Source organism: Sphingomonas sp. Leaf67, from assembly GCF_001421965.1.
Taxonomy (GTDB): Bacteria; Pseudomonadota; Alphaproteobacteria; order Sphingomonadales; family Sphingomonadaceae; genus Sphingomonas.
On the sequence record NZ_LMLP01000023.1, the window covers coordinates 163,553 to 180,584 of the forward strand.

At 66.9% G+C, this 17,032-nt stretch carries 15 protein-coding genes and 1 tRNA gene; 11 read left to right on the forward strand and 5 right to left on the reverse strand.

The genetic code is table 11. The annotated features are described in order from the left end of the window. Positions 1-4: 4 nt before the first annotated feature. Positions 5-1,150, forward strand: coding sequence for a glycoside hydrolase family 68 protein (locus ASE90_RS16675; RefSeq protein WP_235531900.1), 1,146 nt, complete (start codon positions 5-7; stop codon positions 1,148-1,150). 342 nt (positions 1,151-1,492) lie between these two features. On the opposite strand, the gene ASE90_RS16680 is transcribed toward ASE90_RS16675, so the two are convergent. Both ASE90_RS16680 and ASE90_RS16685 read right to left on the reverse strand, forming a co-directional pair. Continuing rightward, on the reverse strand, positions 1,493-4,018 hold the full coding sequence (locus tag ASE90_RS16680) for a TonB-dependent receptor domain-containing protein (RefSeq protein WP_056003445.1): 2,526 nt from the start codon (positions 4,016-4,018) through the stop codon (positions 1,493-1,495). A 113-nt stretch (positions 4,019-4,131) separates the two neighbouring features. Beyond that, the gene (locus ASE90_RS16685) at positions 4,132-5,634 is read right to left on the reverse strand and encodes a tryptophan halogenase family protein (protein WP_268795026.1); all 1,503 of its coding nucleotides are present in this window, start codon (positions 5,632-5,634) and stop codon (positions 4,132-4,134) included. Positions 5,635-5,905: 271 nt separating this feature from the next. Between ASE90_RS16685 and ASE90_RS16690 the strand changes: the two genes are divergently transcribed. The 10 genes from ASE90_RS16690 (at position 5,906) to ASE90_RS16735 (ending at position 14,920) form a co-directional block, all read left to right on the forward strand. After that, positions 5,906-7,435 carry a CoA-acylating methylmalonate-semialdehyde dehydrogenase gene (locus ASE90_RS16690; protein WP_056003448.1) on the forward strand — a complete coding sequence of 510 codons (1,530 nt, stop codon included), beginning with the start codon at positions 5,906-5,908 and terminating at the stop codon, positions 7,433-7,435. Positions 7,436-7,636: 201 nt separating this feature from the next. Next, a complete protein-coding gene (locus ASE90_RS16695) occupies positions 7,637-8,569 on the forward strand; it encodes a polysaccharide deacetylase family protein (protein ID WP_082449895.1) in 933 nt (310 codons plus the stop codon). Next, positions 8,569-8,961, forward strand: a complete 393-nt coding sequence (locus tag ASE90_RS16700; protein WP_156361630.1) for a RidA family protein — start codon at positions 8,569-8,571, stop codon at positions 8,959-8,961. The genes ASE90_RS16695 and ASE90_RS16700 overlap by 1 nt, the downstream gene beginning before the upstream one ends. Then, positions 8,958-10,097: an acyl-CoA dehydrogenase family protein gene (locus ASE90_RS16705; protein ID WP_056003454.1), complete on the forward strand. Its 1,140-nt coding sequence runs from the start codon at positions 8,958-8,960 to the stop codon at positions 10,095-10,097. Before ASE90_RS16700 ends, ASE90_RS16705 begins: the two co-directional genes overlap by 4 nt. Beyond that, on the forward strand, positions 10,094-11,131 hold the full coding sequence (locus ASE90_RS16710; protein ID WP_056003457.1) for an enoyl-CoA hydratase/isomerase family protein: 1,038 nt from the start codon (positions 10,094-10,096) through the stop codon (positions 11,129-11,131). The genes ASE90_RS16705 and ASE90_RS16710 overlap by 4 nt, the downstream gene beginning before the upstream one ends. A 123-nt stretch (positions 11,132-11,254) precedes the next feature. Then, positions 11,255-12,031, forward strand: a complete 777-nt coding sequence (locus ASE90_RS16715; RefSeq protein ID WP_056003460.1) for an enoyl-CoA hydratase — start codon at positions 11,255-11,257, stop codon at positions 12,029-12,031. 11 nt (positions 12,032-12,042) lie between these two features. Beyond that, positions 12,043-12,918: a 3-hydroxyisobutyrate dehydrogenase gene (gene mmsB, locus ASE90_RS16720; protein WP_056003464.1), complete on the forward strand. Its 876-nt coding sequence runs from the start codon at positions 12,043-12,045 to the stop codon at positions 12,916-12,918. 51 nt (positions 12,919-12,969) lie between these two features. Next, positions 12,970-13,055: transfer RNA gene (locus ASE90_RS16725), tRNA-Leu, on the forward strand. A 42-nt stretch (positions 13,056-13,097) separates the two neighbouring features. Next, positions 13,098-14,489: an ABC transporter substrate-binding protein gene (locus tag ASE90_RS16730; RefSeq protein WP_056003650.1), complete on the forward strand. Its 1,392-nt coding sequence runs from the start codon at positions 13,098-13,100 to the stop codon at positions 14,487-14,489. A gap of 5 nt (positions 14,490-14,494) precedes the next feature. Then, positions 14,495-14,920: a DUF4112 domain-containing protein gene (locus ASE90_RS16735; protein ID WP_056003467.1), complete on the forward strand. Its 426-nt coding sequence runs from the start codon at positions 14,495-14,497 to the stop codon at positions 14,918-14,920. Here ASE90_RS16735 and ASE90_RS16740 read toward each other — a convergent pair whose 3' ends face one another. Genes ASE90_RS16740 through nadC form a run of 3 tightly spaced genes read right to left on the reverse strand, consistent with a single transcriptional unit; the run spans position 14,921 to position 16,945 of the window. Continuing rightward, the gene (locus ASE90_RS16740; protein WP_056003470.1) at positions 14,921-15,640 is read right to left on the reverse strand and encodes a ribonuclease T2 family protein; all 720 of its coding nucleotides are present in this window, start codon (positions 15,638-15,640) and stop codon (positions 14,921-14,923) included. Next, positions 15,637-16,071 (reverse strand): hypothetical protein, encoded by a 435-nt coding sequence (locus tag ASE90_RS16745; RefSeq protein ID WP_056003472.1) that lies wholly within the window; start codon positions 16,069-16,071, stop codon positions 15,637-15,639. Before ASE90_RS16745 ends, ASE90_RS16740 begins: the two co-directional genes overlap by 4 nt. A gap of 31 nt (positions 16,072-16,102) precedes the next feature. Next, a complete protein-coding gene (nadC, locus tag ASE90_RS16750) occupies positions 16,103-16,945 on the reverse strand; it encodes a carboxylating nicotinate-nucleotide diphosphorylase (protein WP_056003475.1) in 843 nt (280 codons plus the stop codon). Between the last annotated feature and the right edge of the window lie 87 nt (positions 16,946-17,032).

Here is a 17,032-nt window from a genome sequence, read left to right on the forward strand (position 1 = left end):
CCTTATGACCATGCCCGCCCGCCGCCCCGCCCCCGACCAGCCGCTGCCGACCCATTGGAGCATCGATGCCGCGCGGCTGGCCGCCGATCAGCCGGAACTGGCCTTGCCGGTATTCTCGCTGGCCGATCTGACCCCGGTGGTGCCGGGCCATGACGTGTGGGACATGTGGCAGATCGCCACTGCCGATGGCCGCACCGCGTTCGTCGAGGATCGCAGCTGGTGGTTCTTCCTGATGACGCCGCAATTCGCCGATCCCGACGACCGGCACGATGCGGCGCGCATCCGGCTGACCAGCCATGGCGCGGATGGCTGGCGCGATCATGGCGATGCGTTTCCGGACGGCTTTACGCCGGGCAGTCGCGAATGGTCGGGGTCGGCGGTGCTGGCCGAGGATGGCGTGACGCTGACCCTGTATTTCACCGCATCGGGCCGGCAGGGGCAGGCGCGGACGTTCGAACAGCGATTGTTCGAAAGCGTCGGGCGCTTTGCCGATGGCGCGGTCGGTGACTGGTCGACCCCCGTGGAGTCGATCGCCGCCGATGGCGCAACCTATCGGCGCGCCGATCAGGCCGAAGCGGTCGATGGCCGGATCAAGGGCTTTCGCGATCCCGGCTATTTCCGCGATCCCGCCGATGGCGCAGAATATCTGTTGTTCGTCGGATCGGCCGGATGGGTCGATGACGTGCAGGACGGGGTGATCGGCGTGGCGAAGCGCGCCACGCCCGATCAGCCGTGGCGGCTGGCGGCACCGTTGCTGGAGTCGATCGGGGTCAATAGCGAGCTGGAACGGCCGCATATCGTGTTGGTCGAGGGGCGCTATTATCTGTTCTGGTCGACGCAGGCGAAGCGCTTCGCCGATGGCACCGGCGCGCCGACCGGGCTGTACGGCGCGGTGGCGGACAGCATGACCGGGCCGTGGGTGCCGCTCAACGGATCGGGGCTGGTCGCGGGCAATCCGGCGCAGGAGCCGTATCAGGCCTATTGCTGGTGGGTCACCGGCGAACTGGATGTCATCAGCTTTGCCGATTCCGTAGGCCTGAACGGGGCGGAGCCGAGCGATGGCGCGACGCGGCGGCGGCATTTCGGGGGGACGGCGGCACCGTGGTTCCGGCTGGTGCTCGATGGGGACAGGGCGCGCTGGGTGATGTGAGCCGACTGGTTTTAGGATAACGTGGGGCGTCGCCGGTTCGGTCCGGCGGCGCCTTTTTTGTGTTCGGCCAATGGCCCTTTTGCCAGATGCGTCGCCCCAGCGCAGGCTGGGGCCTCTCGCGGTTCTTGCACCGTGCTATTACCGGGAGATCCCAGCCTTCGCTGGGATGACGACCGGGTCGGCGGGGTCGGTGCGCCTCCCAAGGCTCCTGCTGTGCGCCATCACCGGAAGATCCCCGCCCGTGCTTCGATAACGTTCGGGGCTCGGAAGGGCAGCTACCTGCCGCACACAAAAAAGGGCGGCCCGGCCGAAGCCGTGCCGCCCGTAAGGCTCGGGAGGGCGTTAGAAACGGTAGCGGATCGAGCCGGTCACCGTCCGGCCATAGAGCGCGGTGTTGTTGAACACGGCGCTGGTCGACGACAGGATCGGGTTCAGGCTGCCACCGCCACGGAAGCCGAGCTTGTCGAACAGGTTGTTGACGTTCAGCCCCAGTTCGATGCGGTCGACCGGACGTACCGTCAGGAAGCCGTTGACGAAGGTCGAGCCCTTGATCGTGTAGAGGTTGAAGTCGTCCGACGGGGTCGCCGTCTGTCCGTTCACGCTGACACCGAACGCGACCACGCCCGCGTCATAGGAGGGCGAGACGACGAACAGGAATTCGGGCAGGCCGCCGGGACGGTTGCCGACCAGTGCCGGGGTGACGCTGCTGACGATCTTCGAATTCGAATAGGTCGCATCGGCGGCGAGGTGGAAATTGCCGTAGTTTACCCGGCTGGAAAACTCGACGCCGAACGAGCGATAGCCGTTCGAGATGTTCGGGTCGTTGTTGGGCGCGGGATTGTTGATGCGGGTGAAGTCGTAGTTGTTTTCGGTCAACGTCGAGCGGAAGCCGGTGATTTCGACCGTGTAGGACGCATCGCCGAACATGCTGCCGCGCTGCTTCAGGCCGATTTCCTGCTGGTTCAGGAAGTTGACCGACGTCGATTCACCCTGCGCGTTGAGCGAGCCGTCGGCGTTGAAATTGCCCGACAGGACGCGGCGATCGGCATTGAACCGGCCGCCACGGCTGACGCGGGCGAACGCGCTGGTATTGCCGCTGAACGCATAGAGCGCGCCGAGCGACCAGCTGACATAGCTGTCGCTGTAATCGACATTCTCGACCGTCGGGCTGAGCGTGAGCGACGGAATGAGCGCCGATCCCAGCGCGTCGCTGACGCGGGTGACGGGGCCGGTGACGCCGCCCTGTGCCGTCCCCTTGCCGCTGACATTGTCATAGCGAACCGATGCGTCGAGGTTCAGCCCGCCGGTTTCATACCCGACCTGCAGGAACGGGGCGACGTCGGTATAGCTCAGATCGACGCGGCGGGCGCAGCAGCTGCCCCAATTGTCGTTGAACCCGGCCTGACCCGCGGCGGTCAGCTGCGTCCCGATCGTGTTGAACAGGTCGAGCGGCGCGGCATTCTCGCCGTTCAATTCAGCGAAGTTGCGGTTGACGTGCCAGTCCTGCTCGATGTTCTGCTTCATCACGAACACGCCGGTCGACACCGTCGCCTTGCCACCGCCCACGTCGAACTTGCCGTTCACCGCGAGGTTGTTGGCGAAGTTGTTCATGTTCTTCATCAACGTGTTGATGTTCGGATTATTGTTCACATAGGCGCCGGTGAACAGCTGGCCCTGGTTCGGACCGGCGGCATAGCGCAGCGAACCGACGACCTGCCCGTTGACGGTCGACCCGATCACCCCGCCCGCGCCGGTGCGCGGCGCGACGTTGATGAACTGGGTCGTGAAATTGCCGCTGATCCACTGATAGCGCAGCGTGTTGTCGAGCGTGATGTTGTCGGTCAGGTCGTAGTGGAACTGCGCGCCGAGGCCGGTGACGCGCGGGTGGATGCCCTGCACCTCGGCGCTGCGCAGACCGCCGCCGTCATAGTCGAGATACTGGAACCGGCGGTTGTAGATCGAATAGGACGACCCGTCGCGGCCATCGAAATTAGGCAGCGGGGCGAAACCGGTGACCTTGTTCCCCTCCAGCGTCGCGATCGACGGGGTGGTGGTGTTGGTCGGGGCCTGTTCGTCCAGCCGCTTGAAATACAGGCGAACGAAGCCGCGACCGTCGGGCAGGTCCTTGGTGATGTTCGCCTTGATCTGGTAACCGCGCAGGATGTTGAAGCGTTCGTTGGTCAGACCGCCGCCGTTGCGGGCATAGCCACCGACATGGAAGCGCAGCGTGTCGTTGATCGGCGCGCCGTAATCGAAATCGACGCGATGTTCGCGAAAGCCGATGCCGTTCGAATAGGCGACCTGACCGCCCGCCTTGTCGCCGGTCTTGCTCAGATAGTTGATGACCGCGCCCGGTGCCTGACTGGAAAAGGTAGAGGCCGAACCGCCGCGTACCGCCTCGACGCGCTGGACGTTCTGGTCGAAGCGCAGCCAATAGTCGTTGTTGCCGAAGTTGATGTCGCCGAACAGGACGGTGGGCAGGCCGTCTTCCTGGAGCGCGACATATTCCGAACCACCGGTCGACACCGGAATGCCGCGCACGCCGATGTTCGCGTTGCCGCCGGGGCCGGCGGTGTCGCTGGGCTGAAGACCCGGGATGTTGCGCAGCACTTCGGCTTCGGAACGCGGCGTGAAATTGGTGATCGCTTCGTTGCTGAGCTGCGTGACCGAGATCGAGCTGCGGAAGCGCGAGCGTTCGCCGCTGCTGGCGGTGACGACGATTTCGTCGCTGGCCTCGGCAGCATCCGGGATTGCGCCGGGGGCTTGGCTGGTCGTTTGAGCTTCGGGGGCGCCCGTCTGGGCAACGGCCGGCGCGGCGACGAGCAAGGCGATCGGCGACACACAGACAAGCAGAACCGGCATCTTCATGGCAAACCCTCCATCGACGGCTCCACTCGCGAGAGCCTGTTAATCGCTGCATACCGGCTTAGCAATCGTTTGCAAGGGGTAATGCAAAGGATTGCAACAAACGGTCGAGGCGATCAGCGGGTCGCGCCGATCTGTTGCAGAAATGCCGCATGGGTCGGCATCGATTTCGCCATCGCGTCGATCGCGGCCGACAGGCGGTCGACGAAGCTGGCGCTGTTGGTGGGGTCGAGCAGGGGGTCGAGCGAGACGGGGTTGTTCAACTGGCCGATATGCACGGCCAGCCAGCTGGGCGGGCCGAACAGGTCCATGTCGCGCGCGACGAGGCGGCCGCCATGGCGGAAATGCGCGATCTTGAGCGCGACCGTGTCGGGCACGTCCATGCCTGCGCAGTCGCGCCACAGCGGCGCATCGTCGCGCGTCGTCAGCTTGTAATGCAGGATCAGGAAGTCGCGGATACGCTCATATTCCGTACCGGCGACGCGGTTATATTCGTCGATCGGCAGCGGGTCGAAATCGCGGGTCGGGAAATAGGCGAGCAGCTTGGCGATGCCGGTCTGGATCAGGTGGATGCTGGTCGATTCGAGCGGCTCCATGAACCCGCTGGCAAGGCCGATCGCGACGACGTTGCGGTTCCAGAAGCGCCGTCGCCGCCCGGTGGTGAAGCGCAGGAAGCGTGGATCGGCGAGCGCCGGTCCATCCAGATTCGCCATCAGCGTCGCGGCGGCCTCGTCGTCGGACAGATGGCGGCTGCAATAGACATAGCCGTTGCCGGTGCGATGTTGCAGCGGGATGCGCCATTGCCACCCGGCGGCACGTGCGGTCGATCGCGTATAGGGGGTCAGCCCGTCGCCACCGGTCGCGCACGGCACCGCCACCGCGCGGTCGCACGGCAGCCAGTGCGTCCAGTCGTCATAGCCGGTCGCCAGCGCGCCCTCGATCAGCAGCCCGCGAAACCCCGAACAGTCGACGAACAGGTCGGCGGCAAGGGTTCGCCCGTCGTGCAGCGTGACGCTGGCGACGTGGCCGGTCTGCCCGTCCAGCGCAGCATCGGCGACCTTGCCCTCGACCCGCACCACGCCGCGCGCCTCGGCATAGCGGCGCAGGAAGGCGGCGTAGAGGCCGGCGTCGAAATGATAGGCATAGTCGAAGGTCGAGGCGACGCTGCGCGGATCGCCCATCGGCCGGGCGAACCGGCCATGTTTCGCCACGCCCCACGCCATCGACAGATCGTCGAGCGGGGCCGGCGACCCGGCAGCGCGCGCCGCGAGCCAATGTTGATGCACGGCGACCAGATCGAACGGTTTGCCGAACGTACCGAACGGGTGGAAATATCGATGGCCGTGCCGCGCCCAATCGACGAATTCGATGCCGAGTTTGAAACTGCCCTTCGTCTCGCGCAGGAATTCGGCCTCGTCGATGCCGAGCGTGTCGTTGAACAGCTTGATCGGCGGGATCGTCGCCTCACCGACACCGACGGTGCCGATGTCGTCGGATTCGACCAGGGTGATCGCGCAGCGTGTGCCGAGCGCGCGCGACAGCGCCGCCGCGCTCATCCACCCCGCCGTACCGCCGCCGACGATCAGGATCGAGCGAATTGCCGATTGCGGTTGGTCCACGCTGTGCTCTCCGGTGGTCCGCGTTTGCCACGGTTCGGGAAGGTGTAGTGGGCAGCGGACGGTACTGCAATCGAATGCCATTTGTGTACGGGATGATGTTCGTGTCGGTATGCGGTGTCACGGGGTCCGCAGCATCCGACTGTCGACATGGGCGGCATTCGGCGCGTGTCCGATTTGCCGCTGACACGGGCACCTCGTCATGCCAAAAGCAATAAAATTACACGCGGGTGAGTCGGCGACAGACCGGCCTTCGCGATCGGCAGGAGAGTGTATGCGGGTCATCGATCATGTGATCGCGGGCGGTTCAGGCAGTGCGGACGGGGCGACCGGTGCCGTGTTCGATCCCAATCGTGGCGAGGTGCAGGCGCATGTCCGGCTGGGCACCGCCGCCGATATCGATCGCGCCGTCACCGCCGCGCAGGCGGCGCAGCCCGGCTGGGCCGCGACCAATCCGCAGAAGCGCGCCCGCGTGCTGTTCGCGTTCAAGCAACTGGTCGAAGCGAACATGGACGCGCTCGCCGAACTGTTGTCGAGCGAACATGGCAAGGTCATTGCCGATGCCAAGGGCGATATCCAGCGCGGGCTGGACGTCATCGAATTCGCGTGCGGGGTGCCGCACTTGTTGAAGGGTGATTATACGCAGGGGGCAGGCCCCGGCATCGACGTCTATTCGATGCGGTTGCCCGTCGGCATCGGCGCGGGCATCACCCCGTTCAACTTTCCGGCGATGATCCCGATGTGGATGTTCGGGGTCGCCATCGCCTGCGGCAACGCGTTCATCCTGAAACCCAGCGAACGCGATCCGTCGGTCCCGGTGCGGCTGGCCGAACTGATGCTGGAGGCCGGCGCGCCCGAAGGCATCCTGCAGGTCGTGCATGGCGACAAGACGGTGGTCGACGCGATCCTCGACCATCCCGCGATCGGCGCGGTCAGCTTCGTCGGGTCGAGCGACATCGCGCATTATGTCTACAAACGCGGCGTGGCGGCGGGCAAGCGCGTGCAGGCGATGGGCGGGGCCAAGAATCACGGCATCGTCATGCCCGATGCCGACCTCGACCAGGTCGTTGCCGACCTTGCCGGCGCGGCATTCGGATCGGCGGGCGAGCGGTGCATGGCGCTGCCGGTCGTCGTACCGGTCGGCGAGAAGACCGCCGTCGCGCTGCGCGAGAAACTGATCCCCGCGATCGATGCGCTGCGGGTCGGGGTATCGACCGACGCGGACGCCCATTACGGCCCGGTGGTCAACGCGCAGCACAAGGCGCGGGTCGAAGGCTGGATCGCCAAGGGGGTCGAGGAAGGCGCCGAGCTGGTCGTCGATGGCCGCGGGTTCCGGTTGCAGGGGCATGAACGCGGCTTCTTCATCGGTCCGACGCTGTTCGATCATGTGACGCCGGCGATGGAATCCTATCGCGAGGAAATCTTTGGCCCGGTGCTGCAAATCGTCCGCGCGAACGATTTCGAGAGCGCCGTCCGCCTGCCGAGCGAGCATCAATATGGCAATGGCGTCGCGATCTTCACGCGCAACGGCCATGCCGCGCGCGAGTTCGCCGCGCGGGTGAACGTCGGCATGGTCGGCATCAACGTGCCGATCCCGGTGCCGGTCGCCTATCACAGCTTCGGCGGGTGGAAGCGCAGCGCGTTCGGCGACGTGAACCAGCATGGTGAGGAAGGCGTGCGCTTCTGGACGAAGGTCAAGACGATCACCCAGCGCTGGCCCGACGGATCGGTGGCGGGCACGCAGGCCGAGGATGGCGCGGCGGCGCGGACGCAGGATGCGTTCGTCATTCCGACGATGGGGTGAGGCGCAGTATGCGGCGAAGGCCGAGGTCCAGCTGGGAAGGCTGTTCCGTACGTCGCCGACGTCCCCCAACTGGGCCCCGGCCTTCGCCGGGGTACGGATCAAAGACATTTGCAGAGGTCTCGATCCGGTCCGGGGTGACGATGTGGAGGGACGTGATAGTTGATGCTCGATAGCCGGCATGTGCCAGAAGGAATTGCCGTGATGATGCGACGCCTGATGGCGGCGATCCTGATGTTGCTGGCGATGGCGTCACCCGCCGTCGCGCAGAAGCGGATCGCGCTGACCTTCGACGATGCGCCGCGCGCGCGCGGGCCGTTCCTGACGCCCGACGAGCGTACTGCGCGGATCATCGCCGGGTTGCGCAAGGCGGGGGTGCGACAGGCGGCGTTCTTCGTCGTGCCGGGCAATCTGGCTGCGCCCGATGGGGCAGGGGGCGAACAGCGGGTCGCGGCCTATGTCGCGGCGGGGCATGTCATCGCCAATCACAGCTTCAGCCATCCGGCGCTCAAGGCGATGACCGCCGATGCCTATCTGGCCGATATCGATCGCGCCGGTGCGTGGTTGCAGGGGCGCAAGGGGTTACGGCCATGGTATCGCTACCCGTTCCTCGACGAAGGCGGCACCGACAAGGCGAAGCGGGATGCGGTGCGGGCGGGCCTTGCCGCGCGAGGCCTGTCGAACGGCTATGTCACCGTCGACGGGTCCGACTGGAACATCGAAAACCTTGCCGGCGCGGCGCGCAGGGCGGGAAAGCCGATCGACATGGACGCCCTGCGCGACCTGTATGTCGAGACGCACGTCGAGGCCGCCGAGTTCGCCGATCGTCTCGGCCGGCAGGCGCTGGGGCGGCAGCCGGTGCAGGTGATGTTGCTGCACGAAACAGACCTTGCCGCCTATTGGATCGCCGATCTGGTCGCAGGGTTGCGAAAGAAGGGCTGGACGATCGTCAAAGCCGATGTCGCCTATCGCGATCCCATCGCGAAGCTGCGGCCCGATACGCCGTCGGCGCAGGGCAATCTGCTGGAGGCGATCGCGTGGGAAAAGGGTGTACCGGCACCGCGCTGGTACGAACGCAATACCCTTTCGATCGCCGACCCGCTGTTCCGGGCGCGGGTGTTGCACGAGGGGCCATGATGGCGCGCCGGCATACCGCCTCCACCTCGCCCTATGAAGCGACGATCGGCTTTGCGCGGGCGGTGCGGGTGGGCACACGCATCCTCGTGTCGGGCACCGCGCCGGTCGAGCCGGACGGCAGCAGCACGCCCGGCGACGCGGCGGCGCAGGCCGAGCGGTGCTTCGCGATCATCGCCGAGGCGATCGGGCAACTGGGCGGGCGGATCGACGATGTCGTCCGCACGCGCATGTACCTGACCGATCCAAGCGACGCCGATGCGGTCGGCCGGGTGCATGGACGGATATTCGGCAGCGTGCGGCCCGCCGCGACGATGCTGGTGGTGGCAGCGCTGCTTCGCCCCGAATGGCGGGTGGAGATCGAGGCCGAAGCGATAGTGGAGAGTGACGCGTGAACCCCTTTGACCTTACCGACGACCAGCGTGACATTCAGGAATTGGCGCGACGGTTCACGGCGGATGCGATCACCCCGCACGCCGCCGAATGGGACGAGCAGCACATCTTCCCACGCGATACGATCAAGCAGGCGGCCGACCTCGGCTTCGCCGCGATCTATGTGTCCGAAGAGTCGGGCGGCATCGGCCTTGGCCGGATGGAATCGGCGCTGATCATGGAGGCGATGGCCTATGGCTGTCCGTCGACCAGCGCGTTCATTTCGATCCACAACATGGCGGCGTGGATGGTCGATGCGTTCGGGTCGCCGGAGCTGAAGGCGCGCTTCCTCCCCGACCTCGTCACCATGGACAGACTGGCCAGCTATTGCCTGACCGAGCCGTCATCGGGGTCGGACGCGGCGGCGCTGAAGACGAAGGCGGTGCGCGACGGCGATGACTATATCGTCACCGGGACCAAGCAGTTCATCTCCGGCGCGGGTGACAACGACGTCTATCTGGTGATGGTCCGCACCGGTGGCGAAGGGCCGAAGGGGATTTCGTGCCTGCTGGTCGAGAAGGATATGCCCGGCGTGTCGTTCGGCGCGAACGAACGCAAGCTCGGCTGGCATTCGCAGCCGACGCGGGCGGTCATTCTGGATCAGGTGCGGGTGCCGGCCGCCAATCTGGTCGGGGTCGAGGGGCAGGGTTTTTCGATCGCGATGCAGGGGCTCGACGGCGGGCGGCTCAATATCGGGGCGTGTTCGCTGGGTGGGGCGCACCGCTGTCTCGACGAAGCCATCGCCTATACCAAGGCGCGGCAGCAGTTCGGCAAGCCCGTCGCGGACTTTCAGAACACGCAGTTCACGCTGGCCGACATGGCGACCGAGCTGGAGGCGGCACGCGCGCTGCTCTACACCGCCGCTGCCAAGGTGACCGCGAATGCGCCCGACAAGACGCGCTTCGCCGCGATGGCGAAACGCTTCGCCACCGACACCGGATCGAAGGTGGTCGATCAGGCGCTGCAGCTGCATGGCGGCTATGGCTATCTGATGGACTATCCGATCGAACGCTTCTGGCGCGATCTGCGCGTACATTCGATCCTCGAAGGGACGAATCAGGTGATGCGGATGATTATCGGGCGGGAGTTGGTGCGATGATGATCCTCACCGCTGTCGACGGCCATCTCGGCCGCATCCGGTTGAACCGGCCCAGGGCGCTGCACGCGCTGGACCACGCCATGTGCGAGGCGATGCTTGCCGCGCTCGAACAGTGGCGCGACGATCCGGCGGTCCACGCCATCCTGATCGACCATGCCGAGGGGCGTGGTTTTTGCGCGGGCGGCGACATTCGCATGATCGCCGACAGCAGCGCGAACGACGGTGTTGCCGCGCGTGCCTTCTTCGCTACCGAATATCGGCTCAACCACCGGCTGTTCACGTATGCCAAACCGACCATCGCGGTGATGGACGGGGTGACGATGGGGGGTGGCGTCGGCATTTCGCAACCGTGCGATATCCGCATCGCGACCGGGAATACGCGCTTCGCCATGCCGGAGACCGCGATCGGCCTGTTCCCCGATGTCGGGGGCGGCTGGTATCTGTCGCGCCTGCCCGGGCGGATCGGTCAGTATCTGGCGCTGACCGGAGCGCGACTGGACGGGAGCGAGATGCTGGCGCTGGGGCTGGCGACGCATCTGGTGCCGGCGGCGGCGCTCGACACGATCAAGGCAACGATCGCGGCCGACCCGCTGGCGATCGACGCGATCCTGTCCGGTCATGCCGTCCCGCCCGGCGAAGCGGCGATCCTGACACAGCGTGAGGCGATCGACCGCCTGTTCGCCAGCGACGATTTCGAGGAGATCCTGTCCGCGCTGGAGGCCGACGGCTCCGACTGGGCACAGGCGCAACTGACGACGCTGCGCCAGCGTTCGCCGCTGTCGTGCAAGGTGTCGCTGAAGCTGCTGCTCGACGGGGCGACCATGCCGACCTTTGAGGACGAGATGCGGCAGGAATATGCGGTCGTCACCCGCATCGTCCAGCGGCCGGACATCGTCGAGGGTGTCCGGGCGGTGATTGTCGACAAGGATCACGCGCCGAAATGGGACCCGGCGACGGCCGAGGCGGTCAGCGACCATATGATCGACCGCATCTTCGCGCCGCTGGGTGCAGCCGACGAATGGCAGCCGCGATGACCTTTCCCGTCATTCCGGCGAAGGCCGGAATCCACTGTGTCGGGGGGCGTCGGCTCTATCGCCGACGTTTCGTGTCCATGGATTCCGGCTTGCGCCGGAATGACGAATTACGCTGGAGTTTCCATGTCTACGTATGAAACCATTATCGTCGAGCGCCGCGACGCGGTGACGCTGGTCACGCTCAACCGGCCGCAGGCGCTGAACGCGCTCAATGCGCAGATCCTGACCGAACTGCTCGATGCGATGCGGGCGTTCGACGCGGACCCGTCCCAAGGCTGCGCGGTCATCACCGGATCGGCCAAGGCGTTCGCCGCCGGGGCGGATATCAAGGAGATGCAGGAAATGGATTTCGCGGCCATGTATGGCGGCGACCATTTCAGCGGCTGGGACGCGTTCACCCGCACCCGCAAGCCGATCATCGCCGCCGTCGCCGGCTTCGCGCTGGGTGGCGGGTGCGAGCTGGCGATGATGTGCGACTTCATCCTTGCCGCCGATACCGCGAAATTCGGCCAGCCCGAGATCAAGTTGGGCGTCACCCCCGGCATGGGCGGGTCGCAGCGGCTGGCGCGCGCGGTGGGGAAGGCCAAGGCGATGGAGATGTGCCTGACCGGCCGGATGATCGGCGCGGAGGAAGCGGAGCGCTGCGGTCTGGTCGCGCGGATCGTGCCCGCCGACGACCTCGTTGAGGACGCGGTGAAGACCGCACAGGCCATCGCCGCCATGGCGCCACTGGCGGTCAAGGCGAACAAGGAAATGGTCAACGCCGCGTTCGACATGACGTTGACGCAGGGGGTCCAGTTTGAACGCCGGCTGTTCCACGGCCTGTTCGGGACGGCCGACCAGAAGGAAGGCATGACCGCCTTCGTCGAGAAGCGTCCCGGCAACTGGACGGGGCGGTAGGAGAAACCAGCATGGCACGGATCGGATTCATCGGCCTCGGCAATATGGGCGGCGGCATGGCGGCCAATCTGGCGAAGGCGGGGCATGATGTCCGTGCCTTCGACCTGTCGGGCGATGCGCTGGCCCGGGCGAAGGCCACGGGCTGCCTGCCCGTTGCCGATGCTGCCGAGGCGGCGGAAGGGGCGCAGGCGGTGGTGACGATGCTGCCCGCCGGTGCCCATGTCGCGCAGATCTATGCCGACGCGCTGTTCGATGCGGTCGATACCGGTGCGGTGCTGATCGATTGTTCGACGATCGACGTCGACACCGCCCGTCAGGTCGCCGAGGCGGCCCGCGCGAAGGGCTTGCAGGCGGTCGACGCGCCGGTATCGGGCGGCATCGCCGCGGCGAATGCGGGCGCGCTGACCTTCATGGTCGGCGGCAGCCCGGCGGCATTCGCCAGGGCCGCGCCGTTCCTGAAGGACATGGGCAAGGCGGTAATCCATGCCGGCGCGAACGGCGCGGGACAGGCAGCGAAGATGTGCAACAACATGCTTCTCGGCGCGTCGATGATCGCGACGTGCGAAGCGTTCGCGCTGGCCGAGAAACTGGGGCTGGATGCGCAGACCTTCTACGATATTTCCTCGGTCAGTTCGGGCCAGTGCTGGTCGATGACCAGCTATTGCCCGGTGGCGGGCGTCGGCCCCGAAACGCCCGCCGATCGGGGATTTCAGGGTGGGTTCGCCGCCGCGCTGATGCTGAAGGACCTGCGCCTCGCCATGCAGGCAGCGGCCGGGGCAGGAGCCGACACGCCGATGGGCGCGCGCGCCGCCGAGCTTTACGCGCGCTTCGTCGAGGATGGCCATGCCGCGACCGATTTCTCCGGCATCATCCAGACGCTGCGGTAGCAGCGGCTTGACGGGCGCGCGCCGATCCGCTTGGAACGCAGCCTCCTCCACGCGGACGTGGCGAAATCGGTAGACGCAGCGGACTTAAAATCCGCTTCCCATCGGGAGTGCGGGTTCAAGTCCCGCCGTCCGTACCACGGGCTGGCCGCCGCCACGCCTTTCATGGCATGGAGCGACGCATGACCCGCTTGCTGTTTCTTGGCCCCCTGTTGCTGACGCTGGCCGCATGCGACCGGGGGGCGGACGAGCGGCCGGTGGAGGTCGATGCGATCGAGCGGGACGGCAACGGCAATACCGAACGCGTCCTGCTGCGCAGTGCGCTGGCACAGGGGCTGGTACGGTTCGACGCGGCCGGGCAGGTCGAACCGGCGATCGCCGAACGCTGGAACATGGTCGATGACGGGCGCAGCTATATCTTTCGACTGGGTACGGCGACGTGGAGCGACGGGCGACCGGTCACCGCCGATCAGGTCGTCACCGCACTGCGTCGCGCGGTGCGGATCGAGGCCGGGCACCGGCTGACCCCGTTCCTGCGCTCGATCGACGAGATCGTGGCGATGACGCCGCAGGTCATCGAGATCCGGCTGAAACGACCGAATACCGAGCTGCTGACCCTGCTGGCGCAACCCGAACTGGCGGTGCGGCATGGTGCGCAGGGCAGCGGGCCGATGCGGCGGCTGCTGGGGGAGGGCGTGCGGCTGCGCGCGCCGATGGATTCGGACGCACCGGCACCGGTTCCCGCCGACGAGGTGCGGCTGAACGGTGCGCGCGCGGCACTGGCCGTGGCGCGGTTCGGGGCGAAGCGCAGCGATCTCGTGCTGGGGGGCATGCTGGCCGACTGGCCGATCGTCGCCGCGGCCGGGCTGCGGACGACGGACATTCGCGTCGATCCGGCGCGCGGGCTGTTCGGTTTCGCCTTTGTCGGGCGCGATGGGTTTCTTGCCGCGCCGCTGAACCGGGCGGCGGTGGCCATGGCGATCCAGACCGGCAATCTGCCCGCCGCGATCGATGGCGGCTGGGCCAGCATCGACACCATCCTGCCCGAAGCGTTCGATTCGGCCAGCGACCCGGCGCTGCCGCCGTGGCGCAAGCTGACCGAGGACCAGCGCTGGCAGACCGCGCGGGCGCAGGTCGCGGCGTGGGGCCGACCGGTGACGGTGCGGGTCGCGCTGCCCGATGGTCCCGGCGCGACGTTGTTGTGGGGACGGATGGCCGCGGCACTGGCGCGGATCGGGATACGCGGGCAGCGGGTCGCGATCGATGCGCCCGCCGACCTGATGCTGATCGACCGGGTCGCCCCCTATGACAGTGCGCGCTGGTATCTGGCGACGGCGTGCCGGGGTTGCGCGATGGATGCGATGACGCTGATCGCGGCGGCACGTGATGCGACGTCATTGCCCGAACGGGCGCAGCGGCTGGCGGCGGCGGATGCGGCGCTGGCGGCCGATGTCGCGTTCGTGTCCGTTGCGCGGCCGTGGCGCTGGTCGCTGGTCGCGCCGCGCCTGCGCGGGTTCCAGATCAATCCGCGCGCGGTCCATCCGTTGAACCACCTGCGTGGCGATACCAAATAGGGGGCATGGCAAAGCCGACCCGCATCTCCCCCGAACTGTTCGAGCAGATCGCCGGACATCTCGACCGTGATCCTGCCGCCGTGCGCCGTCGCGTGGTGGCGATCGAGCGACTGATGGAACGGTCGATGACCATTCCCGGCATCAACCGTCCGGTGGGCCTCGATTTCCTGCTGAACTTCATCCCCGTCGTCGGCAGCTTCATCGGCGCGGCAATGGGCAGCTATATGCTGTGGGAAGCGCGCAACCTTGGCATGTCGCGGTGGCAGATGGCGCGTATGGCGGGCAATGTCGGCACCGATTGGGCGCTGGGTCTGATCCCGATCGTCGGGGCGGTGCCCGATTTCTTCTTCCGGTCGAACACCCGCAACCTGCGGATCATCCGCAAGCATCTCGACCGCCACCATCCCGCGACGGCGACGGTCGAGCTCTGATTACGCCGCCTGACGTCCGCCGCGCCAGATCTTGATCCGGGTGCCGGGCGTCACGCCACCCTGCCGCGCGGGGCAGGCGGTGTAACGACGACGCTGGTCGAGACAGAGCCAGACTTCGTCCAGCCAGCCGCGTTTATTGGTGGTGATCCGCATCGATTGCGGGGTGATGCCCGGATTGACGCGGGCGATGGCGGCTGCGAGCTGGCCGGCGGTCAGACTGGGGCGACGCGACAGCGCCATCATGTCCGGAAAGCGCAGTTTCCGGAACAGGGTGCGCGATTCGTCGAAATAGGCCGCTGGCGACACGCCCATGCAGGTGCCATGCTTGGCATATTCGTGCTGGAGCAATTGCGCCGAAGGGGTGACGCAGAGGTTCCTGGCGATCACCGCCGGCGGCAGGATCGGCGTCGAGGTGCAATATTGCGGCCAGTCCTTGCCCTCGCCATCGGGCCACAGGCCGTGCAGCGTGAAGCCGAAGCGGTTGCTGCCGCCGCACTGGAATGCGTTGCGCGGGTCGTCGGCGCGCGTCCGGCAAAATTCGGGGCTCCATGTGATCGCCAGCGTATAGCTGCCGATCGGAAGCACTCGGCGCGGCTGCGACGGGCTGGGCAGGTCGGGGCGCGGGCGTTCGATCTGTGACGGGACCGAGCATTGCAGCGTTTGTGCCTGACCGGCGGCGGGTAGCAGCAGGGCGGCGAGGGTGAGGGCGATTCGCTTCATGCGTCGTCCTCCACGGGTTCGAACGGCGTGAACCATGCGGCGGCGTCGGGGCGGAACAGGAAGAAGGTCGCTGCCGCCTGCAACGCGACCGCGACGAGGCGAATGATCCCGCCGGCGTCGAGAATGACCGCACCACCGCCGAGCCCAAGGAGCAGGCTGCCGACCGAGAAGGCGGTGAAGACCGCCACAATCCAGCGCGCGACGTTGCTGGCGCGCTTTGCCGCGAGGAACCACAGCAGCAGCGCGATCAGCACGCCGGTCGCGATCATGCCGCCGGCGGCTACCGCCGCTCCCGAGCCGAGCGCCGCCGTTTGCGGGTTTTCGGTCAGGCGGGCCATCGTCACCGGCCATTCGATGACATTGCCGATCAGGCCGGCGACGATCGAGGCGAGGTAGAGCCGGTCGAACCGGACGATCGAGCTTGGACGCATGGAGTTCCCTCTGTGGAGCGCTGTCCGGTGGTTATGCGGCGTCGAGGGTGAAATCCAGCCCGATATCGGCGGCGGGCGCCGACTGGGTAAGGCGGCCGACGCTGATAAAGGTCACGCCGGTTTCGGCGATGGCGCGGATCGTGTCGAGATTCACGCCGCCCGACGCCTCGGCGGGGACGCAACCGGCGATCATCGCCACCGCTTCGCGCAGGGTCGGCGGGGTCATGTTGTCGAGCAGCAGGTGCGTCGCGCCGGCGGTCAGCGCGGGTTCGATCTGGTCGAGCGAATCGATCTCGACGATGATCCGCTCGATGCCGGCCGCCTTCGCGCGGGCGGTGGCTTCGCCGACCGATCCGGCGACGGCGACGTGATTGTCCTTGATCATCGCCGCGTCCCACAGGCCCATGCGGTGATTCATCGCGCCGCCCATGCGGGTCGCGTATTTTTCGAGGATGCGCAGGCCGGGGATCGTCTTGCGCGTGTCGAGCAGCGTCGCGCCGGTGCCGGCGATTTCGGCGACATAGCGGGCGGTGAGGGTGGCGATGCCCGACAGGTGCTGGACGGTGTTCAGCGCCGAGCGTTCGGCGGTCAGCAGCGCACGGGCATTGCCGCGCAGGCGGAGCAGCGCGGTGCCGGCGGCGACGCGGTCGCCGTCACTCACCAGCGGTTCCAGAACGACATGTGGGTCGAGATGGCGGAAGAAGGCGGCGGCGAGGTCGAGTCCGGCGACGGTGATCGCGTCGCGGCTGTCCATCACGCCGGTGAAGACCGCGTCGGCGGGGATGACGGCGGCGGCGGTGATGTCGCCCGCCTCTCCCATATCCTCGGACAGGGTGGCGGCGACGAAGGCGGGGAGGTCGAAACCGGGGAGCATGGCATTGTCCGAAAGGGGGAAGTTGCAGCGGCTATAGGGCGGGGGGCGAAGTTGGTGAAGGTGACACGTGGTCGACGTCGCGGAGCG